This window comes from Secundilactobacillus folii (assembly GCF_009720675.1).
GTDB lineage: Bacteria > Bacillota > Bacilli > Lactobacillales > Lactobacillaceae > Secundilactobacillus > Secundilactobacillus folii.
In genome coordinates this window covers 83,049-109,850 of record NZ_WNJO01000008.1, presented here as the reverse complement: position 1 = coordinate 109,850, position 26,802 = coordinate 83,049, and the positions used below count along the sequence as shown (strand labels likewise).

General features: G+C 44.6%; 22 protein-coding genes and 1 pseudogene. 4 read left to right on the top strand and 19 right to left on the bottom strand.

What is annotated here, in order from left to right; translation table 11 throughout:
• Positions 1-10: 10 nt before the first annotated feature.
• The 9 genes and pseudogenes from nrdR to GM612_RS08165 all read right to left on the bottom strand — a co-directional run bounded on the left by nrdR (position 11) and on the right by GM612_RS08165 (position 10,961).
• Complete coding sequence (gene nrdR, locus GM612_RS08200) at positions 11-505, bottom strand: transcriptional regulator NrdR (RefSeq protein WP_155431897.1); 495 nt, start codon at positions 503-505, stop codon at positions 11-13.
• Positions 506-545: 40 nt separating this feature from the next.
• Positions 546-1,157: a dephospho-CoA kinase gene (coaE, locus tag GM612_RS12475; RefSeq protein ID WP_173021253.1), complete on the bottom strand. Its 612-nt coding sequence runs from the start codon at positions 1,155-1,157 to the stop codon at positions 546-548.
• A gap of 21 nt (positions 1,158-1,178) precedes the next feature.
• A pseudogene (gene mutM, locus GM612_RS12470) lies at positions 1,179-2,003 on the bottom strand (bifunctional DNA-formamidopyrimidine glycosylase/DNA-(apurinic or apyrimidinic site) lyase); the annotation flags it as partial.
• Between the two features lie 31 nt (positions 2,004-2,034).
• On the bottom strand, positions 2,035-4,692 hold the full coding sequence (gene polA, locus GM612_RS08190; protein ID WP_155431896.1) for a DNA polymerase I: 2,658 nt from the start codon (positions 4,690-4,692) through the stop codon (positions 2,035-2,037).
• Between the two features lie 132 nt (positions 4,693-4,824).
• On the bottom strand, positions 4,825-5,529 hold the full coding sequence (locus GM612_RS08185; protein ID WP_155431895.1) for a Bax inhibitor-1/YccA family protein: 705 nt from the start codon (positions 5,527-5,529) through the stop codon (positions 4,825-4,827).
• A 123-nt stretch (positions 5,530-5,652) separates the two neighbouring features.
• A complete protein-coding gene (gene murC / locus GM612_RS08180) occupies positions 5,653-6,984 on the bottom strand; it encodes a UDP-N-acetylmuramate--L-alanine ligase (RefSeq protein ID WP_155431894.1) in 1,332 nt (443 codons plus the stop codon).
• Between the two features lie 149 nt (positions 6,985-7,133).
• The gene (locus GM612_RS12595) at positions 7,134-9,884 is read right to left on the bottom strand and encodes a DNA translocase FtsK (protein ID WP_155431893.1); all 2,751 of its coding nucleotides are present in this window, start codon (positions 9,882-9,884) and stop codon (positions 7,134-7,136) included.
• A 97-nt stretch (positions 9,885-9,981) separates the two neighbouring features.
• On the bottom strand, positions 9,982-10,617 hold the full coding sequence (gene ytpR / locus GM612_RS08170; RefSeq protein ID WP_155431892.1) for a YtpR family tRNA-binding protein: 636 nt from the start codon (positions 10,615-10,617) through the stop codon (positions 9,982-9,984).
• Between the two features lie 26 nt (positions 10,618-10,643).
• Entirely contained in the window at positions 10,644-10,961 is a 318-nt protein-coding gene (locus GM612_RS08165; protein ID WP_155431891.1) for a thioredoxin family protein, read from the bottom strand.
• A 129-nt stretch (positions 10,962-11,090) separates the two neighbouring features.
• On the opposite strand from GM612_RS08165, the gene GM612_RS08160 reads away from it, so the two are divergent.
• Complete coding sequence (locus GM612_RS08160; RefSeq protein ID WP_155431890.1) at positions 11,091-11,423, top strand: hypothetical protein; 333 nt, start codon at positions 11,091-11,093, stop codon at positions 11,421-11,423.
• A 66-nt stretch (positions 11,424-11,489) separates the two neighbouring features.
• On the opposite strand, the gene trmB is transcribed toward GM612_RS08160, so the two are convergent.
• The 3 genes from trmB to GM612_RS08145 all read right to left on the bottom strand — a co-directional run bounded on the left by trmB (position 11,490) and on the right by GM612_RS08145 (position 14,173).
• On the bottom strand, positions 11,490-12,128 hold the full coding sequence (gene trmB, locus GM612_RS08155; RefSeq protein WP_155431889.1) for a tRNA (guanosine(46)-N7)-methyltransferase TrmB: 639 nt from the start codon (positions 12,126-12,128) through the stop codon (positions 11,490-11,492).
• A gap of 103 nt (positions 12,129-12,231) precedes the next feature.
• Positions 12,232-13,443, bottom strand: coding sequence for an ABC transporter permease (locus tag GM612_RS08150; protein ID WP_155431888.1), 1,212 nt, complete (start codon positions 13,441-13,443; stop codon positions 12,232-12,234).
• Complete coding sequence (locus tag GM612_RS08145) at positions 13,436-14,173, bottom strand: ABC transporter ATP-binding protein (protein WP_155431887.1); 738 nt, start codon at positions 14,171-14,173, stop codon at positions 13,436-13,438. Before GM612_RS08145 ends, GM612_RS08150 begins: the two co-directional genes overlap by 8 nt.
• Positions 14,174-14,299: 126 nt before the next feature.
• Here GM612_RS08145 and GM612_RS08140 point away from each other — a divergent pair, with 126 nt between their 5' ends.
• The 3 genes from GM612_RS08140 (at position 14,300) to GM612_RS08130 (ending at position 16,090) form a co-directional block, all read left to right on the top strand.
• Positions 14,300-14,737: an HIT family protein gene (locus GM612_RS08140; RefSeq protein ID WP_155431886.1), complete on the top strand. Its 438-nt coding sequence runs from the start codon at positions 14,300-14,302 to the stop codon at positions 14,735-14,737.
• Between the two features lie 14 nt (positions 14,738-14,751).
• Positions 14,752-15,078, top strand: coding sequence for a hypothetical protein (locus GM612_RS08135; protein WP_155431885.1), 327 nt, complete (start codon positions 14,752-14,754; stop codon positions 15,076-15,078).
• Positions 15,079-15,199: 121 nt separating this feature from the next.
• Positions 15,200-16,090: a peptidylprolyl isomerase PrsA gene (locus GM612_RS08130; protein ID WP_155431884.1), complete on the top strand. Its 891-nt coding sequence runs from the start codon at positions 15,200-15,202 to the stop codon at positions 16,088-16,090.
• A gap of 240 nt (positions 16,091-16,330) precedes the next feature.
• On the opposite strand, the gene GM612_RS08125 is transcribed toward GM612_RS08130, so the two are convergent.
• The 7 genes from GM612_RS08125 to argS form a co-directional block, all read right to left on the bottom strand.
• The gene (locus GM612_RS08125) at positions 16,331-17,305 is read right to left on the bottom strand and encodes a 3'-5' exoribonuclease YhaM family protein (protein ID WP_155431883.1); all 975 of its coding nucleotides are present in this window, start codon (positions 17,303-17,305) and stop codon (positions 16,331-16,333) included.
• A 36-nt stretch (positions 17,306-17,341) separates the two neighbouring features.
• Positions 17,342-19,999 carry an ATP-binding protein gene (locus tag GM612_RS08120; protein ID WP_155431882.1) on the bottom strand — a complete coding sequence of 886 codons (2,658 nt, stop codon included), beginning with the start codon at positions 19,997-19,999 and terminating at the stop codon, positions 17,342-17,344.
• The gene (locus tag GM612_RS08115; RefSeq protein ID WP_155431881.1) at positions 19,980-21,209 is read right to left on the bottom strand and encodes a metallophosphoesterase family protein; all 1,230 of its coding nucleotides are present in this window, start codon (positions 21,207-21,209) and stop codon (positions 19,980-19,982) included. The genes GM612_RS08120 and GM612_RS08115 overlap by 20 nt, the downstream gene beginning before the upstream one ends.
• 77 nt (positions 21,210-21,286) lie before the next feature.
• Positions 21,287-21,628: a YlbF family regulator gene (locus GM612_RS08110; RefSeq protein WP_155431880.1), complete on the bottom strand. Its 342-nt coding sequence runs from the start codon at positions 21,626-21,628 to the stop codon at positions 21,287-21,289.
• 206 nt (positions 21,629-21,834) lie between these two features.
• Positions 21,835-23,952 (bottom strand): PBP1A family penicillin-binding protein, encoded by a 2,118-nt coding sequence (locus GM612_RS08105; RefSeq protein ID WP_425500342.1) that lies wholly within the window; start codon positions 23,950-23,952, stop codon positions 21,835-21,837.
• 140 nt (positions 23,953-24,092) lie between these two features.
• A complete protein-coding gene (gene argR, locus GM612_RS08100; RefSeq protein WP_155431879.1) occupies positions 24,093-24,560 on the bottom strand; it encodes an arginine repressor in 468 nt (155 codons plus the stop codon).
• Between the two features lie 539 nt (positions 24,561-25,099).
• Positions 25,100-26,791: an arginine--tRNA ligase gene (argS, locus tag GM612_RS08095; RefSeq protein WP_155431878.1), complete on the bottom strand. Its 1,692-nt coding sequence runs from the start codon at positions 26,789-26,791 to the stop codon at positions 25,100-25,102.
• Positions 26,792-26,802 lie beyond the last annotated feature (11 nt).

Sequence of the window (26,802 nt, the reverse complement as noted above, 5' to 3'; positions counted from 1 at the left end):
AAGCCCCGTTTCACTTTTTAGTTTCAGAAGGATCTTCGTGACCCTTTTGTTTATCCTTTTTCATGACGTCCTTAAGTTCTTCCAAGAAAACACTCATATCTTTGAATTGACGGTAGACACTCGCAAAGCGAATGTAGGAGATCTCATCAATATCCGCCAAGCGCTTCATGACGTATTCACCAATCAGCTGACTGGAGACTTCATTTTCACCCAGTGCTCGAATTTCATTTTCAACGTCATCGACCAGCTTAGTCATGACATCCATGCCAACTGGTCGTTTTTCGGCAGAACGAATAATACCGCGCAAAATTTTCTCACGGTTAAATTCCTCGCGGGTGCCATTTTTCTTGATTACAAGTAACGGTGTCGCTTCGATTCGCTCAAAGGTCGTGAACCGAAAACCGCAATTTTCGCATTCCCGGCGTCGCCGAATAACCCGGCCTTCATCGGTTGGCCGGCTATCAACGACCCGTGAACCATTATGGTGACAGTGTGGACAGTGCATAGTCTCACCTCTTATTTTTTAAAATAGCGTTTAATCGTTTTTAATTCTCATTAGTTAAAGAGCCAAAGCCAGCTCCATCAAGCCATTCTAACACTTGGGCTTTTGTTTTATCAACCGAGCCACTATTATCAATCACAACGTCAGCACGTTTTACTTTTTCAGCTAAGGGTAACTGCGACTTGATTCGATCTTTAGCAGCTTCTTTGGAAAGATTATCACGCGTCATCAACCGGGTCAATTGCATCTTCTCTGGTATGGTGACTACCATGATCTCGTTAACACCAGCCGCCCCATGAGCTTCGAAAAGCGTCGGCGCATCGTAAATGACTAACGGAACTTTTCGTCTTCGAAAACCTTGAATCTTTCGCACAACTGCCGTTTTGATCAACGGTCCCATGATGGTATTTAGCTTGGCTAATGCTTCTGCCTGACTAAAGACCAGGGTGCCCAACGCGTGACGATCTAGTGTACCATCCGGCGTCAGCATTTGCCAGCCAAAAGTATCCTTAATGGCTGTCAGTCCCTTAGTCCCTGGTTTGACTACGTCTCTAGCCACTTTATCAGCATCAATGATGGGGACTTGATAACCCTTAAAAATATCACTGACCGTCGATTTACCAGTAGCAATGCCACCGGTGAGGCCAAGAACCATAGTCACTCCAGGATTCTCCCGTAATTTTTGGCATTCTGGGCAAAAATGCGTGCCCCGTTGAGCCACTTTGATTTTTTTGATCTCGCCGCCGCAACGCAGGCATTTCTCACCCTTTCGGCCATAAACCATCAGGTGATTTTGAAATTCGCCGGCTTCGCCAAACGCGGTTGAAAAAGAATGCACAGTTGTGCCGTGACCCTGAATTGCCCGACTAATTTCATCAATGATATTAGCGCGCAGTTGTCGAATCTGAAAATCTGGAATCGTGTTAGCTGGCTGCAACGGGTGAATGCGACTGAGCCAAAGGGTTTCATCAGCATAAATATTGCCGATACCAGCAATTTCACTTTGATCCAGCAACAATGGCTTGATTGCTTTTCGACTTTTGCTAAAGATCCGCTTCATGTAGTCAAACGTCAACGCTTCAGCTGTTGGTTCAGGTCCCATCTTAGCTATCCCGGAAACCTTTTGAGTCTCTTCTCCGGTAGCCATTAGGTGCATCCGGCCAAATTTACGAGTGTCGGTATAACGCAGATCGCGCCCGTCTGCCAGATGAAAGACCACGTGCGTATGCTTAGTGATTTCGTTGCCAGCGGGCTGTACGTCATATTTTCCTTCCATCCGCAGATGGGACACCATCGTTAAATTATCGTTGAATCGAAACAGCAGGTATTTACCACGACGGTCAATTTTTTCAATCGTTTTTCCGGCTAACATCTGTTTAAACTTTTCCGGTTCTGGTGACACCATTTTTTCATAATATACATCAACTGATGTAATCCGAGCGTGCTGAACAAGACGGGTCAATCCACGTCGCACCGTTTCAACTTCTGGTAATTCAGGCAACTAGCACGCCTCCCTACGTTTATTTTTAAACTTACTTTGCTTCGTACCATGTATCGCCATAGTGCGATTCTACCTTTAAAGGAATTTCTAGTTTAACGGCTGAATCCATCACGCTTGGAACTAATTTCTCCAGCGTTGGTATTTCAGAAGCAGGCGCCTCAAAGATCAGTTCATCATGGACTTGAAGCAGCATCGTTGCCTGCAGATCTTTCAGGGCATCTTCCATTTGAATCATGGCAATTTTAATAATATCTGCCGCACTACCCTGAATTGGCGTGTTCATCGCCGTTCGTTCGGCAAACGAACGCTGGTTAAAGTTTCGGGCGTTAATATCAGGCAAATAGCGACGCCGGTGGGCAATCGTTTCGACATACCCCTTATCCTTTGCAGAAGCCACAATATCTGTCATGTACTGCTTAACCCCAGGAAACTCCTGGAAATAAGTGTCGATAAATTGACGAGCCTGCTTACGGGTAATGCCAATGTTTTGTGACAACCCATAATCACTGATGCCATAAACGATTCCAAAGTTGACCGCTTTAGCTTGCCGACGCATGTTGGGAGTCACCTCAGCATCGGGACTCAACCGAAAGATCCGTCGGGCAGTTGAGGCGTGAATATCCTCGTTATTAATAAAAGCGGCCTGAAGATTCTTATCGTGCGTAATGTGGGCAAGTACTCGCAGTTCAATCTGAGAATAATCGGACGAAAAGATCTGCCAGCCATTGTGGCTCGGAATGAAAGCTTGACGAATCCGACGTCCTTCTTCAGTTCGAATCGGAATATTTTGCAAATTAGGGTCAACTGAAGACAGCCGCCCAGTCTGCGTCAGAGTCTGCAAATACCGTGTATGCACTTTTTGATCCGTACTGTGGACCACTTTGAGCAAGCCCTCCACGTAAGTCGATTGGATTTTTGCAATTTGCCGGTATTTTAAAATATTTTCAACAATCGGTGCTTCTGGGGCTAATTTTTCCAAAACGTCAACCGATGTCGAGTACCCCGTCTTGGTCTTCTTGATTGGCGTCAGCCCTAGCTTTTCAAACAAAATATGTGACAATTGTTTTGGTGAACCAATGTTAAAGTCCTCGCCAGCCTCTTGGAAAATGGTCTGCTGAGTCTGGGCTAAGAGTTCGGTAAACTCGCTTTGCATCGCTGTTAAACGGTCAGTATCAACCATAATACCAGCAATCTCCATGTGTGCTAGCACAAAGGCCATTGGTAGTTCCATGTTTCGATAAAGGTCGTTTTGTTCGTTGACTTTAAGTTGTTTAAATAACGGTGATTTTAACGATTGAATCGCGATACCTTTCCGGGTCAGATGCTCAAAAAAGATTTGATCATCGTTTGGAATCGAACGTTTTGCGCCCTTGCCGTAAACCTCTTCATCAGACTGGATCTGATGATAGCCGTGCTGAAAAGCAAGCCGGCCCAGGTCGTTACTATTTTCGTTGGTGTCCAGTAAATATGATGCTAGCAATAAATCAAAATCGACACCGCTTAACTTGATACCTAACCGATTTAGGCCAACATACGTGCGTTTGACGTCAAAAACATCCTTTTGGACCTCGTCAGATTCCAGCAGATGCTTAACTTGCTGTGTCTGGAGCAGTTCAACGTCTCGACTGACATACCACTGCTGATCTTTACCCAGCGCAAAACCCGCAAATGTTGACGTATGGTAGTTTTCTTCTGGCATTTCAAGATAGAATGACAGATGATCATCAAATTGTGAAAGGACATCTAAATTTGATTGGGTAAGAACGGTGAAATGAACGGGTTTTAACCCTAGAACGTCGTCGTCTGAATCAGCGTTCATCTTATTTAAAAACGACTGGAAGTTCATTTCTTGGTAAAAGGCTACTAGTTCATCACGCTGGTCGCCTTCATACTTTAAATCTGAAAGTTTGATTTCAAGTGGTGCATCCCGGCGAATCGTCGCCAGGTCGCGGGATTGAAATGCAGAATCTTTATCTTCGATCAAGTGTGCTTTCATTTTCTTGGCCGAAATATCATCGAGGTGGTCATAGACGCCGTCGATCGTATCGTACTTTTGAATCAAATTGACAGCTGTCTTCGGTCCAACCCCTGCCACTCCAGGATAGTTATCCGAAGTATCGCCTTGGAGACCCTTGATCTCAATAATTTGGTTTGGGCGAACACCAAGCTTTTCTTCGACATGTTCAGGGGTATACGTTTCAACCTCGGTCACACCTTTTTTCGACACAGCAACGCTGGTTGCATCTGAAGTCAGTTGCGTTAAATCTCGATCCCCGGTAAAAATGGTCGTCTCATAACCGGCTTTTTCGGCTTCTTTAGCCATGGTACCAATGATATCATCGGCTTCATAATTAGGAAGCTCATACGATTTGATACCGCGAGCCTGCAGTAGTTTTCTTAAGTATGGCATCTGTTCTGACAATTCCGGTGGTGTCTTAGCTCGTCCGCCCTTGTAGTCAGCATACTTTTTCGTTCGAAAGGTCACTTTACCGGCGTCAAAGGCGACTAAAGCATCGGTAGGTTTGACCTGTTCCAACATAATATCCAACATTCTGTTAAAGCCAAAAATGGCGTTCGTATGCAGTCCGTCAGAATTGGTGAAACTATTCAATGACGTGTACAGCGCGTAAAAAGCCCGAAACGCCACACTGTTGCCATCGATGAGTAATAATCGTTTAGATTCTGCCATTGAAAGGGCCTCCACATTTTTTCATTACTTCCAGTTTACCAAAGAAATCGATAGATACAAACCAGGACAGCAATAAAAACGCGTTTTCCAGTCATTTCCGACCGGGAAAACGCGTTTTAATTAAATTTTTAATTAGTTCCGACTGTTTCCGCCACCAAAGATTTCTAGCAGGAACAAGAACAAGTTAACAAAATCAAGGTAAAGCTGCATCGCACCAATGATCGCGATCCCCGTGCTGGCAGTGCCACTACCATCGCTGTTCAAATAGAGCTGTTTTAGCTTTTGACTATCTGAAGCCGTCAAAGCAGTGAAAATAATCACACCAACGAACGAGAAAATGTATGAGATCATTGGACTCTGCAGAAACATGTTGATGACCATCGCAACAATCAAAGCAATCAGTGCAGCAGTTGCCTGTGCACCAACTTTTGCTAGACTACGTTTGGTCACAGTCCCATAAAGAGCCATGACAATGAAGACGGTCGCACTTGAAACAAAGGCTGTTGTAATCGTGGCACCCGTGTAAATGAGTGCAAATCCCGAAAACATCGCCCCCGTTATCAGAGCGTAAACCATCAGTAGCACAAAACTTAATGCTGGCCGTTTCAAGGCTTGACCACTAACAATAAATGGAAATGCAAACCAAACAATGAGAATGATCCATCTTGAAGGACCCGCAAAACTTGACATCAAAGCCGGCGAAGTTGCGAAAAAGTACGCTGAAACGGCTGAAAGTAAGACTGCCAGTCCCATCCAGCCATACATCTTGGTCAAAAAGCTGTTCAAGCCCACGTCAGCGTTGACCACGCGCCGTGGCTGTTCGTCATAATTGTTCAATCAAGGTTCCTCCTTAAAGATCTTTATTATCAATAAATTGTACCAATCCTACAGTAAAATGCAATTAAAAATAACTGTCAGTATCAGTTTAACATTATCTTTAAGTATTCCTTAACAAAAAGTTTAATTATCTTTCAATGACAAGTGACTTAATAGGTCCTCATAAGCCCGTTCGTACTTCTGAACGTCACCGGCACCCATGAAGACGACTACGGCATCGTGATAATCCAGTAATGGTGACATGTTCTCCAGTTTGAGGATCTCGCCGCCTTTAACGATCTTTTTAGCCAGGTCTTGACTCGAAACCTTACCGTTACTTTCACGAGCAGAACTAAAAATGTCTGTTAAATAAACCACATCAGCGTTATTTAAAGCCTTCGCAAAGTCGTCCATTAGCGCAATCACCCGAGTAAAGGTGTGGGGCTGAAACACGGCGATAACCTGCTTGTCAGGATACTTCTGGCGTGCTGCGTCCAGGGTTGCACGAATCTCTGATGGATGGTGAGCATAGTCGTCAATAATCGTCATATCGGCAACTTTTCGTTCAGCAAAACGACGCTTGACCCCTTTGAAGCTCAGCAGTTCCTCCCTGATCGCATCGAGGTCTACTTCTTCAAAGTATGCCACTGCAATCACGGCTAAACTATTTAAAACGTTGTGTTCGCCAAACAACGGTACATGGTAATTACCCAAGAATTTATCATGGTAATAGACGTCAAATTGTGACCCCTTAGTCGTCCGTTTAATATTGCGGGCCTGAAAATCATCCTGGTCACCTGTCCCATAATAGTAGATCGGTACATCGGCTTTTAAGCGGCGTAGATTTTTATCGTCACCCCAAGCGAAAATTCCCTTAGAAACTTGGTTTGCAAACGTTTGGAAAGCGTCAAAAACATCGTTGATATCCTTGTAATAGTCAGGATGATCAAAGTCAATGTTAGTCATGATGGCATAGTCAGGTTTCGTGGCTAAAAAGTGACGCCGGTACTCATCGGCTTCATAAACGAAGAACCGAGCGTTAGGTGTCCCCTTACCGGTCCCGTCGCCAATTAGATAACTAGTTGGTGCGATTCCTGACAACACGTGTGAGAGTAAACCGGTCGTACTGGTCTTACCATGCGCACCTGCAACCCCGATACTGGTATAGCCCTCAATCAGTTTGCCTAAAAATTCATGGTACCGGTAGACCGGCAGCCCCATTTCACGGGCTTTTTTAATTTCGGGATGGTCATCGGTAAAGGAATTACCAGCGATCACCGTTAACCCCTCATGAATATTAGCTGCATCAAATGGGTAAACTGGAATCTTAGCTTGTTCAAGGCCACGTTGCGTAAACGTGTACTGAGTAATATCTGAACCAGCAACTTTAAACCCCTTGTCATGCAAAATGAGTGCTAATGAGCTCATTCCTGAACCCTTAATTCCAACAAAATAGTACGTGGTTGTGTTGTCCATGAAAATCCTCTTTTCATCACTTAAATGATTTTTTCAGGTTGGCCACTGCCGGTCAGTCAACCATCATTGGTCCATATCAATATTTTAGCAGAGCTACCACCGATTTAACAGTGCAGATTATGCACGTCAGCATGACTGCATTTCACCTTTCAGTCCGTTCTGGGTGCCCGGATCTCTGCTAACTGCTTTTCAGTTAGAAAAACGTCGCGTGGCTTTGAACCGTTTTGACCGGAAATATACTGCTTGTCCTCAAGCGTATCGATCAAGTTAGCGGCCCGGTTATAGCCAATGGAAAAGACTCGCTGGAGCTTCGAGGTTGAGACCGTTTTTTCCTGAACAATGTAGTCTAAAACCTCGGGTAGCAGTTCATCTTGGCTCTCTTGAACCTGCTGCTTCTTAAGCAGACCGTCCGGGTTAAATTCATAGTGGGGTTCACCCTGATCACGCACAAAGTCAGTTACGCGATCCACTTCTTCGTCCACAAAGGTTCCTTGAAGCCTGACTGGCTGGGAAGCGCCGTTACCGAGAAACAGCATGTCGCCCTTTCCTAGTAAACGTTCCGCTCCGGAAGTATCCAGAATCGTTCTGGAATCAACTTGTGAGGAGACCATGAAGGCTACCCGAGTTGGGATATTATTCTTGATCACACCGGTCACGATATCCACACTCGGCCGTTGAGTAGCAATCAATAGGTGAATCCCTGCTGCCCGAGCCTTTTGAGTAATCCGCACAATGTAATCCTGAACCTCACTGGACGCCATCATCATCAGGTCAGCAAGTTCATCGATCACAATCACGATGTAGGGCAGCTTTTGCCCGTAATCTTCAGTGAGCTCAGCGCGTTCATTATACTGTTCAATGTTTCGAACCCCCGCAGCAGCTAAACGCTCATAACGGTCGTCCATTTCGCCAACCGCCCACTTAAGCGCAGCAGCGGCGGCTTTCGGATCAGAAATCACGGGTGACAACAGGTGCGGTAGACCATCATAAGGTGCTAATTCAACGGCTTTGGGATCAATCAGAATCAGACGCAATTCTGCTGGTGTGGCCTTATACAGTAACGAAATCAACAAACTATTGATAAAGACTGATTTACCCGAACCCGTGGCACCGGCAATTAGACCGTGAGGCATTTTACGTAAATCAGTTACTTTGGGCTGCCCAAATAGATCAACGCCCAACGCGACGGTCAATGGTGATTGACTAGTCTTAAAGGCGTCTGACTCCAGCACCTCAGACAGCATCACAGGACGCGTTTGGGGATTAGGAATTTCAATACCGACCGTTGTTTTACCGGGAATTGGCGCTTCAATCCGAATGTCTTTTGCAGCCAAAGCCAGTTTCAAATCATCCGTTAAATTCGTAATCTTATTCACTTTAACACCCAAAGCGAGGTGCACTTGGAATTGGGTGACCGTGGGACCAACCGTCCAATCGACCACGTGAGCATCCACGTGAAAGGCTTTTAACGTTTCATCCAGTACCTCGCCTTGATGCTCGATCCATTCATCTAATTGGCTTTCATCTGGTAGCACAGGAGGTGTCAGCAAAGCAGTTGACGGAAATTGATAGCCGCGAGTTGACTGGTGCTGATCATTTTGAACGTCTGGTTGATCGTGGAATAGGGCCAATTCACTTAGTTGTGAACTGGTATTTTCCTCACTCAAAATATCGCCTAACGAATGACCAAGACCGCGATCCGATTGAGCAGGCTTGTTCTCCTCAGACTTGTTTTTCTCGGAATGGTTGGCAGGTCCCACTTGCTTGCTTGACTCGCCCGCCAATGAAAGATTATTTGGGTCGTGTACCACGGAAATAGCTGAGTCGGGCTGTAAAACTTGCGCTTCATTTTCTGGAATTGCAGAATCTTCAACAGGTTGTTGATGGATAACGGAATCCTGGTTTGGTGCCAAAGCAGTAGAACCTGATGAACGGGGTCTTGAATCGCTGCCAGCTTCAGAACTAACATTGGCGAATGAGTTTGTGCCAGTTTTAGTGTGTTGATCGTCATTTGATAAACTGGCGACACTTTTAGACACCATTTCATCAGACAAAGTCGACGCTTGACTGTCAATTTTATGCGTAGTATTGCTTGCCGGAAATTCAGTTTGAGCCCTGTTGTTAACATTTTCGGGGTTTTCGGCAACACCTTTACTTGTATCGGCGTCACTGACAATATTTTGCAAATGCGAAACGGAACCTGGTTGTTCGTTTGAAACGTTATTGACAGCTTTGTTCAAGCTAGAATCACTCACTGCTGTTGGGCGAGCAAATGCACTACCAGTCTGGTCAGAATCTGTCGTTGCTTTATCAGTCATTCCAGTTACTTCTGAACCATCTAAAGTGCTGGTCTCCACCTTTTCTGAAAAATTAGGAGTTTCACTGATAGTGTTAATTTCACTGGAATATTCGCTTGGGTCGGTAACCGCTTTGTCCGAGTCGTCATCCACGGCCTGAACTGCAGTGTCTTCCACCGCAGCAGCAGCCGCATTACTTTCAAACGTAAATTGCGACCTGTCCGTTTGCATCTTGGTCTGATTGCCCTGGTCAAATAACAGCACATCAGTGTCTGGTTTGTCAAAATACTTCTGGATCAAGGCTGAAAAATCAGTACGCTCCCTACTTTGAGGCTGATAATATAACTGCTTGGGAACTGCTGAAGGCCGAAAAGGCACCGCTGTCCGCCAGTTTTCTTTAATCGGCTTTTTTGGCTCGACCGGCGTTTTTACTGGCTCAGGCGTCACTTGTTTTCTAGCTTTTTTGGTCACGATTGCCGGCTGCTGAGATCGATGGTCTTTTTTGACATCTGGGACCCTCAGTTGTGGGCGTTCCGGTTTTTGATTCGACTTTTCAGGTCGACGATATTTACGAAAAAAGGCTGGTCCGTCGTAATGGTTCATTTATAGTCATCCATTCAATATCATATTAATCGGGTCATAAATCAAATCGGTTGAGGGCAAAATAAAAAGGAGCCGAGGCCCCTTTCACGTCGTTCATTTAGCTGAATAAAGTCTGTGCCCTTTCAAAATCAAATGGCGCTCCAACTTCGTAGTCATCAGGTAAAATCAACGCGCCCGGCCGATCGGGTGCACCCGGAATCTGTAATTCTCTTCCTGATGAAATCATACCATCACTTTCAACACCACGCAATTTACCAGGCCAAATAATCTCGCCGTTGGGCATCATAGCCCCAATCTCTGCAACCACGACCTTGATTTCAGCACGCATATTTGGCGAGCCGGAAACAATCTGCAAAACTTGACCATCTTGCACACGGGTTTGGGTCACTAACAAATGATCAGATTTAGGATGAGGCTCAGCACTTTCAACGTAGCCCACAAAGAACTTAGAATCTAGGTCAGGTTCCAGCTCTGGCTGAAAACCAGCGGCACTCAATGCTGCATTAAGTTTTGCTACTTGTTGAGCAGTTAAAAAGACCTGGCCGTTTTTTTTAATTGGACCTAAGATCTTAGAAACGTGGTCAACGTTGTAGCCCAAAGTGGTATTGGTTTCCGGGTTAAAAATACGGGTGAAAGCACCCTTAGTGACAACGGATTGCGACGGTGCATCAGGTGCCAGATACATAATTAAAACGTCACCCAACGCAGCTTGATTATAACTAGAAATTAACATGGAGCATCCTTTCAGTCGTATCAGAATTAAAGTGCGTTAATAAATTCTTCAACTTGTTGTTTTGTTTTACGGTCCTTGTTAACGAACCGACCAATCTCTTCACCATTATTATACGCAATAAAGCTCGGAATGCCTAACACATTTAAATCGATTGCTAGATCCGTGTTTTCATCCCGGTCAACGGCAAGAAACTTAAAGTTGGGATACTCAGCTTCAATAGCTGGCATCGCAGGCTTAATAAAGGCGCAGTCAGGGCACCAAGTTGCCGAGAAAAACAGCATGTACTTGCCGTCCTTAATTTTGTCATTCAGTTGGTCGCGAGTTACTTTTGGTAAAGCTTCCATGAAATCACTCCTTACTTACTTTTTTTCAGTAAAATGATTATACCTCGTTTTCAGAAAAAAATCATTAATGTGGCACTTTGCGATATTTTGAGCTACGATAGATGCAATTACTTGGAGGAGAAATCGCCTATGGAACTCAACTTAAAAAATTATCAACAACTTAGCTTATTATCAACCCTCAGCATTCTTCTAGGTTTCCTGATGGGCAAGTCTTTAAAACGGCGACAGTATCTAACCGCCAGCGATATTTTAGAGCGTGTAAAGCAAGCCTTTAGAAAGGAATCCGCAATTGAAGGTGCCTGGATCAATGAGCATCCGCATCAGCACGCGCAATTTGCCGTTCATACCATGGTGTATACCGGTGGTATTTCCCGGCTAGAAGATCAAAAACTAGTCCAGTATCAGTTTACCGCCGATGCTAAGACCGGTAGTATCCTCAAAATCAAGCGCATGTCCAAATAAGCACCAAATTATATCTCACTTGACCGGTTAATAGCAGGTTGAGTGAGATTTTTTTGGTCACACACGTCATTTAAAATGCGCGATCAGTTCATAAATTGGGCCCTTGGAACTGAACTTTTCTTCGTATTCCGTTTGCACGTTACCCACGTTGCCATCACTATTGTGTAAGTCAAGCCAAACTCGGTCAAATTCCAGGCCAAAATGATTAAAACTCATTAGCGAATATTCAAACAGGCCACGATTGTCAGTTTTAAACTGGATTCGACCGTTCTTCTTAAGCACGTTTTGGTAATGACTTAAAAAATTGGGTGATGTCAGTCGCCGCTTAGCGTGCCGTTTCTTGGGCCAAGGATCAGAAAAGTTTAAAAAGAGCTGATCAACTTCAGCCGGCGCAAACAGCGTATCAACGTTAGCGCCATCCGTCTCCACCAGCTGGACGTTAGCCAGACCACTTTCGACTAATTTCCGCAGTGCCGTTGCAATGACCGACTCCTGGATTTCAATCCCTAAAAAGTTGATATCTGGATGTTGCCGAGCCATTTCGACAATGAACTGACCCTTACCTATACCAATTTCCACTTGTAACGGTTGTTCACTTGGAAAGCGGTCCTGCCAATGGCCTAACTGCGTCTCGGGATCGGTCACGATCTGATCGGCATGATCCTTAATGTACTGTGCTGCCCACGGTTTTTTTCGTACCCGCATACTGTTCCTCCGATTTCAAAATAAAACGACGACCTTCACATCAGCTCGTCGTTCAAGATTACTGTTTATTTTAGGCAAACATCGAATTGGCGTCAACCAATTTTTACGCTTTTCGCCGAAGTCGCAGCGGTAAGTAATACTGGACCATTAAGAAGACTTCTACGGCTTCCACGACTAGTAACGTCAGGCTGAGCTGCCAGTTTAGATTAGCGATCACAATCATAATCACAAATAAAACGGCGGTTAGAGTGAGTAGAGAATACATCAGCCGTTTAAAACTGCGTACTCGTTCGGACTCCGCAATCGGATATAAATGGGTAAACACAATGTCATCAAACTGCCAGTAAAACGGAATTAATTGAAAACCGATCAAATACAAGAACAAAGCGGCTAGCAGTACCGGCAACCAAGTACCGTGAACAAAGTACAGCAAGATCATGCCAAGAATCGTTAACCGCAGATATAGCCCACTAAATTCACCACTGCGCACGATCCCACGGCTATAAAGGTATAAGTACGTATTGTGTGGAACCGCTTTGACCATGTTCAACAGCCAATCCAAATAACGTCGACGCTTAGCCACGCCCTTTAACATTGGTACGGTGGTAAATAGGTTAAAGAATCGGTAAACGCCTAACATCCGGTTATTTTCAAGTGCAATCGCCTTCCACCAGTCAAACGGTATTTGGTTAACACGGGCATCGACGACCCTTAAACCAATCATTAACGCTAATGCTAAAACCAAACCAGCCACTGGCAAGATGTAAATACTGCAGACCAAAACAACTAATGGAACCAGCCAATTCAACCAAAACGACTCGTTCAACCACCGGGAACGAAGCTGAAAACGCCTCAAAATAGTAACGCTAAACGCGGCGTCTTTTAGTAGTAACTGTGTTAAGGCAATCAGAGCTAGCGAGAGCACCGGCATCCCATCAGTTACCTGGATAAAGGGCAGTAGGATAAACATGAAAAATAACTGGTAGAGCATGCCCAGACTTTCACTGTACCAACGCGCACCAGTCAGATACCGACGCATATCAGCTTCCCGTGGCAGCAAGAAGACCACATCGGCATCCTGGAGCAAAGTGGCAAAACGACCCAATTGCAAGACGACCAAAAGGACAATGAAGATGACCGGTTTAGCCCACCAAAGACCAGCCTGTAACTCTTTTAACCCGTTAGAATAGGCCAACCCTAAGCCGCCAATAAAAATCAGCAGTGCAAAAACAAAGTGGTCGTTAAATACCAGTCGTAAATATTTAAACATCTCTTTTAGGTGACTGGACAATCGCTGACGGTATAAATTATTCATGTTGATCCGCCTTCGTCATCGACATGTAGATGTCGTCCAGTGATTCTCCCGCATCGGGAAGTGCCGCCCGCAGTTCAGGCAAGGTTCCCTCCGTCTTAACTGTCCCATCATGTAAGAGCACAAAACGGTCACAGTATTTTTCAGCGGTATCCAGCACGTGGGTCGACATCAAAACGCTGGCGCCCTTCTTTTTTTGCTCATCAATCAAGTTTAACAGATCATGGACCGCTAACGGATCCAGTCCTAAGAACGGTTCATCAATGATAAAGAGTGGCGCATCGGTAATAAAAGCACACACGATCATGACCTTTTGCTTCATCCCCTTTGAAAAGTTAGCCGGAAACCAATCCAACTTATTATCAAGGCGAAAAATACTGAGCAAATGATTGGCCCGTTCCCATGTCTTTTCAGGATCCAGATGATAGGCCATCATTGTCATTTCCAAGTGCTCTTTTAGCGTTAACTCCTGATATAAGATTGGCGTTTCTGGAATGTAGGCAATTTGTTTTTTATAGGCGTCCTTATCAGATTTCAATGTGATACCGTTAATTTTAATTTCACCCTTAAATGGTGTTAACAAACCGATGATATGGTTGATCGTTGTCGATTTACCGGCACCATTTAACCCGATCAGACCGACTAGTTCACCATCTTGAACATCAAACGTCACTTCTTTTAAGACGGGTATCTGAGAATAACCGCCAACGACCTTCGTGACTTGAAGTGTCATGAACATCCCTTCATTTCCGTTGGATTTTAACTAATGCAATCCATTATATCATACGACCATGTGTAGAATTTGGTAATTATGAGGTATACTAAACTTAATCTTTTCAATTTTAAAGGAGGAAATAAAATGACTCATAACTATGATGATGACTGCCTTTTTTGTAAAATAATCAAGGGAGAGGTCCCAAGTTATACCGTTTATGAAGACGACGACGTTAAGGCCTTCCTCGATATTTCTCAAGGGACGCCTGGCCATACTTTGGTCGTGCCGAAGACCCACGTGCCTGATATTTTTGCCTACGATCCTGAACTTGCTGCAACGGTCTTTAGTAAAATCCCAGCCATCGCGACCGCAGTTAAAAATTCTAATCCCGACATTAAGGGTATGAACATCCTAAACAACAACGGAAAAGTCGCTTACCAATCCGTCTTCCATTCACATATCCACTTGGTACCGCGGTACACTGACCACGATGACTTTGCCATGATTTTTAAAGATAATTCCGGTAACTATGATGAAAAGTCTTATACTGAAATTCAAAATGCAATTAAGGCTCAATTCTAAGGCGGGATATTAAAATGAAACGATTTTTGACCAGTGTACTGCTTACTGCTGGCGCCTCACTAGCTCTTCACTTGTATCAGAAAAAACAGACTCCGCTCAGTTTCGCAAGGGAGGTTGTCAATAACGTCCAGACCAAAAAGCAGGCCTTGACCGAGGTTGAACATCAGCAAGCAGCCGTCCGACACCGACTGGTTGCCTTTCAAAGGGAACTGGCCAAGGCTCAGCCGGTAATCGATGATCTCACAAAATCAGTAGATCAATTTCAATTTAAGATCCAACCACATCTGGACAAACTCAGCGATCGGCTGGAAAACGTCGGCAAAACTCATGCGAATGATTAGAAGTCTTCAATTTTTCCTTAAGTTCTCATAACCCCTGAAATTTATTTTCAGTTTATGTTATATTAAGGAGGATGTCCCATAGGGATGAAACCAATTTAAAGAAATGGATGTGTTTTCGGTTATGAAAAAATGGTTCATTGCACTTGCAGGTATCATGCTAAGTTTGACACTTGCAGCTTGTGGCAGCAAAACTGTTGCGACAACTTCCGGCGGTAAAATTACTGAGAGCCAATTTTACAGCAGTCTGAAGAACACTTCGAGTGGTAAGCAAGTCTTACAGCAAATGATCTTGAACAAGGTGCTCGAAAAGCAGTACGGTAGCAAGGTTAAGAGCTCAGCTGTTACTAAGCAGTACAACGCCTACAAGAAACAGTATGGTTCAGAATTTAGCAGTGTCCTTTCACAAAGTGGCATGACGGCTTCTCAATTGAAGCAGCAGATCCGTAGTAATCTTTTATTGAAGCAAGCGGTTGAAGCCAACACCACGGTTACTGATGCACAGCTTAAGAAGCAGTTTAAGAGTTATGAACCAAAGGTGACGGTTTCTCACATCTTAGTTTCAAAGAAGTCAACGGCTGAGAATGTAATCAAGCAATTAAAGGCCGGCAAGAGTTTTGCTTCCTTAGCTAAGAAGTACTCGACTGACAGTGCCACTAAGAACAAGGGTGGTAAGTTATCACCATTTGATAACACTGACACTTCGCTTGACTCATCCTTTAAGAAGGCTGCCTTCAAGTTAAAGACTGGTCAATACACCACAACTCCAGTCAAGACTTCGTATGGCTACCACGTGATCAAGATGGACAACAATCCTGGTAAAGGGACTTACAAGCAACACGAAAAAGAACTCAAAGCTCAAATCTATGACAACCGGATGAACGACAGTGCCACTTTGAAGAGCGTCGTTTCTAAAGTTCTCAAGAAGGGTAACGTTTCAATCAAGGATAGTCAATTACAAAATGTCTTAGCTGACTACCTGACCTCAAGCAGTTCATCAAAGACAAGTAAGTAATTAATTGTTGCACAAAAAGGAATTTCCTATTTGGGAAATTCCTTTTTTTAGCGGGCGTAAAACGTTTAATATCGGAATTTCGGAACCTGCTCAGACCTGAAACAGTCTTTGCTGAACGACTCACGTTTTAAATCATTGAAATTCTCATCACTTGACTCGTTTAAATATTTGCACCACAAAAAGCTCTGGCAAAATGCTCAGAGCTTTTTTGTGTCATCATTTACTGATTTAAAAACTTGACTATTTAACGGCTGGACCACCAGCCTGCGGTTCATTAGGACGATAGAATGACCGGCCATCCATAGCAAAGAGCCGTTCGCCAAATTCACCAGGTGACGTCTTTTCAACCGCAGTCGTCATCATCATGATCGACGCATCCAGTTCGTCAAGCTGGTGTAAAACTTCAGCTTCTAATAAACGTGGCCGAACTGGCGAACCGTACTCCATCAATCCGTGGTGAGCTAGAATCATGTGCCGCAGCAAGACAACGTTTTCACTATTGAGGTCAAATTTCAACTCGTTGCAAGCAGAGACGATCTCGCCGTCAACAATACTGATATGGCCAAGTAAATTACCCTCTACGGTGTACTGAGTAGAAACTGGACCGGACAGTTCGATCACTTTACCTAAATCGTGCAGAATGGCACCTGCGTACAGGAGCGGTGCATCAATAGAAGAATACTGCTGAACAACACTGTGAGCTAACCGAAGGATCGACAAGGTATGAAACGCCAGTCCACCCTCAAAAGCGTGGTGGTTATGCTTAGCCGCCGGGTAAGAAAAGAAAGCCTTTCGGTGCTTTGCTAATAAAAAGCGCACGATGCGGTTCCAGACTTGATTGGTGATTTCAAAGACCACTTGGTTGATCTGCTCTTCCATATCACTTGCTTTCATTGGCGCATGAACGACAAAGTCCCCGGGCTGATGCGGCTCATCAGCATTAGCTAACCTTAGTCCGGCGATTCTGACCTGCGGGGACCCCTGATACGTCTCGCGCTTACCTGCTAGACGAACGACGCGTCCAGCCTGAAAACGATCGATATCAGCTGCACTGGCATCCCAGAATTTGCCTGAGATCTCACCGGACTGATCCTCAAATGTCAGGTCAAGATACTGTTTACCATTTTTGGCGACGCGAACCGTGACGTTTTTTAACAGTGCCATCAGATTCATCTGTTCGCCGACTTCGTAGGTCATTAATTGTTTGTCTGCCATGGCTAGTCCCCCTTAATAAGTTCAGTCTACATTTTTTTATTCGGACTTTCCAGCTTCCAGGTGATAAACCTGATCTGAAGCAACTAAGCTCAAATTGTCGCGGTTAGCGGTAAAATACAGTACTTGACTGGAAGACGCCAGTTTTTGAAGCATTGAAAGTGCCCGTTTCGTGCGATCCCGGTCAAAATTAACAAAGGCATCATCAATAATAATCGGCATGGCAACCGCATCTGCCATGACCTTGGTAAAGGCAAACCGTAACGCCACGTATAATTGTTCGGCGGTGCCACTGGAAAGCTCGCCGACATCAAATTTGAGACCATCGGTTCTTTCAACTTGAACGGTTTGATCCGTAAAAATAATCTGGTCATAGCGCTCACCAGTCAACGTCTTAAAAAACGTTTCTGCGGTCGCAATGATCTGCGGCTGCCTCCCTTGGGAAGCCGTCATCAGTGTTTGATCGATCCATTTGATCAATAATTGTTTGGTTAGCCACTCATCCGTCAATGAAATAATTTCACTTTGAAGGTCGGCTCGCTGCTGTAATAATTTTTGGTATCGGTCACTGGTCGCTAACCGTTCTAGTTGATAATTCTGACGTGAAGCTTGTTCCAGCAAAGTTCCCTGCTGCTGCTTAAACTGGTTAAGTTTTACCTGGGCTACCTTCTCTGAAGCGACCAAGTCATCTTTAGAAGCGGTTTTGCGAAGCAATTGTCGGTCAGCGCTTGTTAACTGTGCATTCAATGCGTTTCGCTGTTCCGATTGCTTGGTCAGCGTCTGCTCAGCCTGATACCGGGATTCAAAAGCTTCAACGGTTGCTACTTGGTATTGAGATAATCGCTGCTGTAATTGGGATTGCTGGTCACGAAGTTGCTTTTGAAGCATCGATTGCCGTTCTGCATTAGCCTTGAGTGTTTCTCCAGCCCAGGACAGGCGTTGCGACTCATCACGCCTCTCGGATAAAAATTGACCAATTAACTGCAACTGGTAGTCGTCACTGCCACCTAAGCCAATAACATCACCAGCAAATTGCCATTGAACCAAATAAGTTCGGAGCGTTCGCGTATCTTGGGTTAGCTGATCTTGTTGGGCAGCGACTTGTTTTTGAAGCGTTTGATAGGTGCGAAGATCTGGTTGGATAGCCAACCAGTCTGCCGTGTCAAAACCAGTCAGTTGATGAGCAGTACCAAACTGAGTAATTTGACTTTCAATTTCCACCAGTTGCTGATCAAGTTTAGTCAGCTGATTACGATCTTGGTCAAGTTGGCTCGATAGCAATGCTAACTGAGAATCTGTATCCGACTGATTACCACCAAAAATAGTTTGTTTGAAAATACCGTAGCCCGCAACAAACAGTCCAACTACACCGCCCACAGTCCTTAAAATACCACTCAAGCCAAACAAGGCGATGATAATGACAGCCACCCCACCAATCAACCATTTCAAATCGATACCAGAGGGTGCATCGGAATTCGCTTTATCCGTCAATGCTTGAAAGGTTGCCTGATGTTCTTGACGCTGCTTTGCTCGAGCCTCCCGTTCAATGATCAAATGCTGTTGCTGATCAAATAAAACTTGCAAAGATTGGGATTCCGAATCGTTTAGAACCGCGGCTTGTGGCAGTGAACTGCCATACTGTTTTGACAATTCTGCTAGTTCCTGCTGACCACTGTTCATCTGAGCTTGTCGTCGGGTTTGTTGCTGCTGCAACTCGGTCATCGGCGCAAGCTGGGTAGCCAACTTATCGATCCGTTCTCGATGATCCCTGTAAAATTGCTGGTCAGCAGTCACTTCCTGGTCTGCAGTCTGCTGCTTGATTCGTTGCTGCAACGCCGACAGTTCAGACTGGGCCTGCTTTATTGCTATGGATAATTGCGTCACTTCACGCCAATCATCAGCCGAAATCACTGCCTCATTTGCAGCCTGCTTAGGATCACTGTTTAATGCCTGATACCTTTCGTATATGGGTAACAAACGTTGATACTGATTAATCTGCTGATTAAGCTGGTTGAGCTCTCGCTGAATTTGGTTTAATTCCAGCCGCGTTTTTTGAGCCTCACTTTGAAGGCTTTGATACTGCTGAAACTGACCTTTGACAGAGGCCACTTTCTCATTAATTGAATCGTATTCATGCAGCAACCGAACCAATGGCTGAACCCTGCCACGGGGCTTATACAGCTCCCCGGCTTCACTGGTCAATGTTTTCGTCAAACCGATCCAGCTCTCACTGCCAATGGCACCTACCCGTTGGATTCGTTGTACCAAATCAAATCGATTAAGGTTAAAAACGGCTTGTAACTGCCGTTCGCCAAAGCAAAATATTTGTTGGAATAATTCCCTGTTCATGGGCTGAAGCAGTGCCTCCAAATCAGCCTTTCCCAGTCCAGCATTAGTATCAATATTTCGAAAGGTCACCTCACCACCATGGGTTCCAGCGACCCTTTTAAGCCAGTAATGAGTGCCGGCATGGGTAAAGCTCACTTCGCCACCGTACTGCGAACCGCGTTTTGGTTGATACATCTCGTAACGATGTTTTCCAGTCGCAAAGCCAAAGAGCAGACTCGTAATGAAGGCTACCAACGTCGACTTTCCCGCTTCATTTTCACCGTAAATTACTTGAAAATCATCGGCTAGATCAAGTACCGTGTCGTTAAACTGGCCAAAGCCGTATATTTTAAGCTTTGTGATCCGCATCTTGATCCACCTCCAGCCGTGATTGCGCTAACAATTCATTTTTAGCTCGGGCCGTAATTGCTGCAGTCGTTTTTGGTGCTTGTAGATGGTCTGCCAAAAAGGGATACTGCATCAGCTTACCCGCCGTTAACTCAATGTTTTCCTGCGTAAAAACGGCCGTCTGAGCTTGTTGCCAAAAATCAGCGTCTAGTTTCGCATACTGAATCTGAGCCTGGGCCGCTTTCAAAGTCACTTCGTAGACCCAGCAATGGGTGTGCTCGTAGTTTCGCTGTTGTTCCTGGTCAAAACGTGCTTGCCACGTGCCATCCGTCAGCCTTGTAAGCAAGCCAGTTGACAGTTTTTCGATGCCATTAAGTTGGAGCTCAACTAAGGCGAATACCTGTGGATGCAGCCCCTTTAAGCTCTTTTGAACTTGCCTGATCAAACTGGTGTCGGTCGTCTGCTCATCAACCATTAACGTCAGTGTTTGCCAACGAATCTGATCGGCTGCAACAAATTGCCGCTTTAGCTGATGTTCTGCAGAGGTCACTAGCTGGTAACCATGCGCGCCTGGTTCATTTTTATGCCGGCCTTGGATCGTTCCTGCATAGACGATTGGCGGCTGTTGAGCTAGTAGATTAGGTTTATGAATGTGCCCAAGTGCCCAGTAATCATAATGTTTAGCGGCCATTTCTGAAAGTGTAAACGGCGCGTAGTGATTGTCGCCAGTCTGCTGAACTGCCCCATGCAACATGCCAATCTGAAAATCGGCGTCAAGGTGCTCTGGAAATTGTGGTACCATATCCGTGTCGATCCATCTGTCAGCATAACTAAAACCACTGATAGCGACTCGTTGACGGTCAGCGGTAGTGATCGTTTGTGTGGTGACTTCTGGTCCAAAAATAATCACGCCGGCTGGTAAATGCAGCTGCTGGTCCTTCGTCATGTAATCATGGTTACCATAACTAACAATGACTTGAATACCAGCATCTAACAATTGCTGCAATTCGTCATTTAAAAAGGTTTGGGCTTGAATACTTTGTGTTTCACGGTCAAAAAGGTCGCCCACCAGCAGGACAAAATCAACCTGCTGTGTAATCGCATCATGAACAAGCTGTTTGGTGGCCTGAAACGGCGCATTATGGACCTTTGCCCACAGGGTTTTAGGTAACTGCTGAAGTCCTTGAAATGGGCTGTCCAGATGCAGGTCAGCTGCGTGAATAAACTTCAAAATATCACTCCTAAAAAAACGTCGAAGCTGTCACTTCGGCGTTTTTGATCGATTAAAATTCAATTCAAAGATTCTAATTAGTTCCGGTATAAATCTTGAATTGGTTTTGTAATTTCATTGTTCAATTTCGCCAATAGATCATTCACAGCCTTTTCTTTATCCATCAGGGCTTTAATAACCTGTTTATCGCCGACTTTTTGGGCCAATTCCTGAGCTTTTTTCATCTCGTCTTGCTCCAGTTGCTGGCCCTGCATCTGCTTTTGCTGCAACTTCATTTGTAACTCCTGAAAGTCCTTAAAAAGGTCGAATGCTTCTTGGTCAGCCTTCATCGTTGAATAAGCCTCTTGAAGTGCCGTGAATTCATCTGAAGCAACTAACGCATCGCGCAGTTCCCCAGCAGTTTTCAAAATGTCTGCCATTGAGACGTCCTCCTGTCTTAAATACCATCACATTGTATCATGAAACTGGCATAGGCGAAAGGGCGTTCGGGTGACAACAGGATGAGTTATTTACATCACATAAATGTAGAAATTAAATTTAATTCAAAGATTATGCGTTTGCCATAAAAAAGCTATTTCACCTTAAACTTATTTCCATGTGTAGAGCTAAAATAACAGCTTGAACGCTATCCGAATGACCGCTGCCACCACTTCTTAACGCTATCCACCGCGTTATTAGCACCCTGCTGGATCTGGTCGCCCACGTTTCCGGCGCCCTTTTGGACATTACTCCAGAAGCTGTTCGACGATTTAGACGCCTTTGCTAAGGTTGAGGCATCCTGGGTATTAAATGGTGTCTGTTTAGTGTACGGCAAGATCTCTTCCATCTCCGTCTTAAAGAGTGGCCCAACACCCGTTCCACTCAAGTTTTCCAAGTGATGGGTTGAGTTCGTGTTATCAAAGCCTTCCCAAGTCGCTAATACCACGTCTGGTGTATAGCCCACGATCCATTTATCCCGCGTCGCATCGCCATCACCAGTCGCATCAGCTTCCGTACTGCCAGTCTTTCCGGCTACTGAGTACCCATACGGCTTTGCAGTGACACCCGTTCCGCTGTTGAAGACGCCCAGCATCATGCTGGTCATTTGCTTTGAAACCTTTGGTGACATCACCTTATGAGTCCTGACATCAGGATTATTGACGATCACGTTACCTGACGCATCAACGATCTTTCGAATATAATGTGTATCCGTTCGAGTACCATCATTGGCAAATGCAGTGTAGGCTTCTGCCAGTTGCTGCGGTGAAATGCCCTTGCTCAAACCGCCCAAAGCTAGCGCCAAGTTACGGTCTGAGTTGGTCACAGGTAAACCAAACTTCTTAACCGAATCATAGCCCTTATTGACGCCAATTTTATTCAGTAACCAAACTGCGGGTGCGTTCACACTTTGCGCCAGCGCTTCATACATTGGCATCTTACCGGTATAAACGTTGTCGTAGTTCTTAGGTGTGTAGTGATTTGAACCGTATGAAGTCTTTTTATTTTGCAGTTCAGAATCATAGAAATAACCATTTTCCAAAGCCGGAGTATACACTGCTAAGGGCTTAATCGTCGACCCTGGCTGTCTGGTGATCTGCGTCGCACGGTTATAACCACGAAAAACGTGCTTACCACGACCGCCAACGACCGCCATCACACCACCATTTTTTGGATTAACAGCGACTGAGGCCGCCTGAACTTTTGTCCCGTCACTGGCATTTTGTGGGAACAACGTGCTGTTTTTAAAGTTAGTTTGCAAACTGGACTGATAATTCTGGTCCAGATACGTGTATATTTTATAACCATGATTCAAGATTTCAGATTCAGTCAGCCCATATTTTGAAATTGCCTCATTGATCACCGCATCAAAATAGTACGGGTAACGGTAAGAATCTTTAGACTGATACGTATCACTGGTCACAATTGGCGTCTTCTGATAAGCTGCCGCCTGTGACTTAGTGATTGCTCCGGTTTCTGCCATTAGTCCCAGCACCACGTTCCGCCGGTCTTTAGAAGCCTGGGGATGGTCAATCGGATTATAGCCACTTGGTGAGGTCAGCATCCCTGCCAAAACAGCTGCCTGGGGAACTGTCAGGTTTTCTGAAGTGGTCCCAAAATACCTTTCAGCCGCGTCATGAACGCCCCAGACACCATTACCAAAGTAGGCATTATTAAGATACATCGACAGGATATCCTGTTTTGAATAAACGTTCTCAACTTCCACTGCCAAGAAAATTTCCTTCAGCTTCCGCGTCATCGTTTGTTCTTGCGTCAAAAAAGCATTTTTGACCAATTGCTGCGTCAAAGTACTACCGCCACCACTGATATAGTCACGGTGCAACAGCTTATTTTTGGCCAATAAGAAAAACGCTCGCGCAATACCTTTGACGGAAAAGCCATGCTCGTGGTAGAAATTACGGTCCTCTGTCGAGATCACCGCTTTTTGAACGTTTGGCGAGATCTTACTCAACGGTACGTAGGTGCCCTTTTGCGCATATAGTGACCCTGCACGTTTATTATTCTTGTCATAAATATATGTGGTTTTTTCAAGCTGAGCCTTCAAGTCCCCAACATTTGCGGTTTTGGCCTGAAAAGTCAACGTTGCGCTGACCACAAAGATTAATGCCAGTACCGCCACAATAAGCCATCGTGTTAACTGATAACGGTGCCAAAAACGGCCAAAATGCTGTTTGAAGGCCTGATAATAGGGTGACATCATTGCTCGAAAACCACGCTCTGATCGATTTCCCCGATTATTATTCATTCGTATTCCTCAACATGTAAAAAGATTTTGCACATTCAATTCTATCATATTCTTATAACGCAACCGATTTTCAGTGCAAACTTTACCGGCTCTTAAATAAAAAACACGCCACTCATGGCGTGTTTTAGTCCCAATATCGATTAGTGTACAATATCAGGATTCATATTTTCAGCGATTTCATCATTCAGTTGCTGAGCAACTTCAGCGTTTGGACTGATAACTAAGATCGTGTCATGCCCGGCGAGAGTCCCCACAACTTCAGGTAATTTTAAATCATCTAAAATCGCAGCTAGCAAATTACCATTGCTTGGTAACGTCTTGATCACGTTCATAAATTCGATCCGCGTTAAGCCGATCACCACTTCATTGATGGTCTCACGAAGGTGTTCTTCTTCTGATTTATTACCGGGTTTAAAGATCGTATAACGCAAGTGTCCATGGCCATCCTGGGCTTTGACTACCTGCATCTCACGAATGTCACGTGAGATAGTTGCTTGCGTCGCCTTTATCCCAATTTCTTTTAGATGACGCATTAGGTCTTCTTGCGTCCCAATCGGATACTGATTGATCAGTTGTTCAATCCGTGATTGACGAATACTTTTTTTCATCCTAATGCAGCCCCCTTACTGTACTAACACTGAAATTATTATAACAAAATGAAAAACGAAAAGAAAGCTCGATTTTAAATAAGTATTCAAAGGTAGTATAAATCGGTATTTTGCTTTATCCAATAAAATTTTAAAATCCGTCTTAAAACGGAGAACCACTAAAATGAAAAATTAATATAAATCCATGTTTACTTAGCCACTTGAGGTAACCTCTGGGCATTAAACTCATTATTTTCTAATCTTACGCCTATTTGAAAGCGCTGTCTATTTACAGAACACGATTACCGCAAAAGATCAAAAAGCTGTGACAAAACACGATTGTTAAAAATGCGACTAGTTTCTTCGCACCATAACCAACCTTAATTTTCAATTTGCTCAAGACCGTCAACGAGCTCCAATGTGCGTCTAAAACGCGAATTCAAGTCAACTAAACAAATATAGCGCCGCAGATCCCTCAAAAAAGGAATCCACGACGCTATTTGCTCACATTTTGATGCCTAAGGGAGCTTGTACCACTCGCTAGTATTTTCATTTAGCGGTTACATTTCGTCTGGTGCCTGAACACCTAACAGTCGCAAGGCTTCTTTTAGTACCGTTGAAACACTCTTGACCAGTGCTAAACGAGCTGTTTTTTCGGCATCCTCAGCTAAGATCTTTGAATGCGCATAATACTTGTTAAAGGACTTTGCTAACCGAATGGCATACTTGGCAACGTCAGATGGTTCAAACTCCTTCAGTGCTTCAACAACGACATCTGGGAAGTCAGCTAACGCCTTCAACGTCTCCCAGGCTTCTGGATCTGAAATCTTAGCACCGCTGGTTGGAACGTCAACGCCACTTGCCTTGCGTAAAATACTTTCGGCACGTGCGTGAGCGTATTGAACGTACGGGCCCGTTTCGCCCTCAAATTTCAATTGTTCAGCCAAGTTAAAGTCAATCGAATTCATCCGTTCGTTCTTTAAATCGCCAAAGATAATCGCGCCAACACCAACCTGTTGCGCAACTTCGGCCTTATTAGGCAAATCGGGATTCTTCTCGGCAATCTGCTTTTGAGCCATTTCAATGGCATCATCCAAAACGGCATCCAGTAAAATAATTCGACCAGAACGGGTAGATAGCTTCTTACCGTTAACGGTGATCAACCCAAACGGAATGTGGTGGAGATTCTTGGCTGACGGCAGACCCATTTCAGTCAAAACCGCCTTGAGCTGCTTGAAATAATAAATTTGCTCAGAACCGACAACGTACAGGTTCATTGCTGGATGATAGGTTTTTTCACGGTACATGGCAGTCGCAATATCACGTGTAATATATAGCGATGCGCCATCACTTTTAAGAATTAACGCTGGGTTCAAATCGTACTTTTCAAGGTTGACTACTTGAGCCCCCTGGGATTCCTGCAGCAGGCCCTTAGCTTTCAATTCATCAACGACCGCTTGCATCTTATCATTATAGAAGGCTTCACCATTATAAGTATCGAACTGAACGCCTAACTTATCATAAATGGCTTTAAAGGCCTTCAATGATTCTTCACGGAACCATGACCACAGTTGCTGAGCTTGTTTGTCACCGTCCTCAAGCTTCTTAAACCACTCACGGGCTTCATCATCAAGTTCCGGGTGTGCGACATCTTCCTTATGGAACTTCACGTAATACTTCACTAAATTTGTAATGGGGTCCTTCTTGACATCGTCTTCGTTACCCCACTTCAGATATGCGGTGATCAGTTTCCCAAATTGGGTGCCCCAATCGCCTAAATGATTATCCTTAATTGGGTGATAACCATTTTTCTTGAGAATTTCCGCGATTGAATTACCGATCACAGTTGAACGCAAATGTCCCATCGAAATTGGCTTTGCAATGTTAGGTGAGGACATGTCGATCGGTACATTTCCGTTTTTACCGGACTGATTTTGCCCGTAATCAGCACCCTCGGTCAGAACTTGCCCCAAAATCTGAGCGCTAAAAGCCGCCTTGTCGAGAAAGAAATTCAAGTAGGGGCCGACCACTTCAACTTTGTCGAATTGACTTGTATCGATCTGTTTGACCAAGTCTGTGGCAATCTGTTGTGGGGCTTTCTTAAAAGTTTTGGCAAGGGTGAAGGCTGGAAAGGCATAGTCGCCCTTGTTAACGTCTTTAGGCCGTTCAATTTTGGCGTAGATATCTTCTGCTGACAACGTCCCCGTTAAAGCGGGAGCTAGCGCATCAGCAACAACTTGTTTATAGTCCATAAAGCAATTAA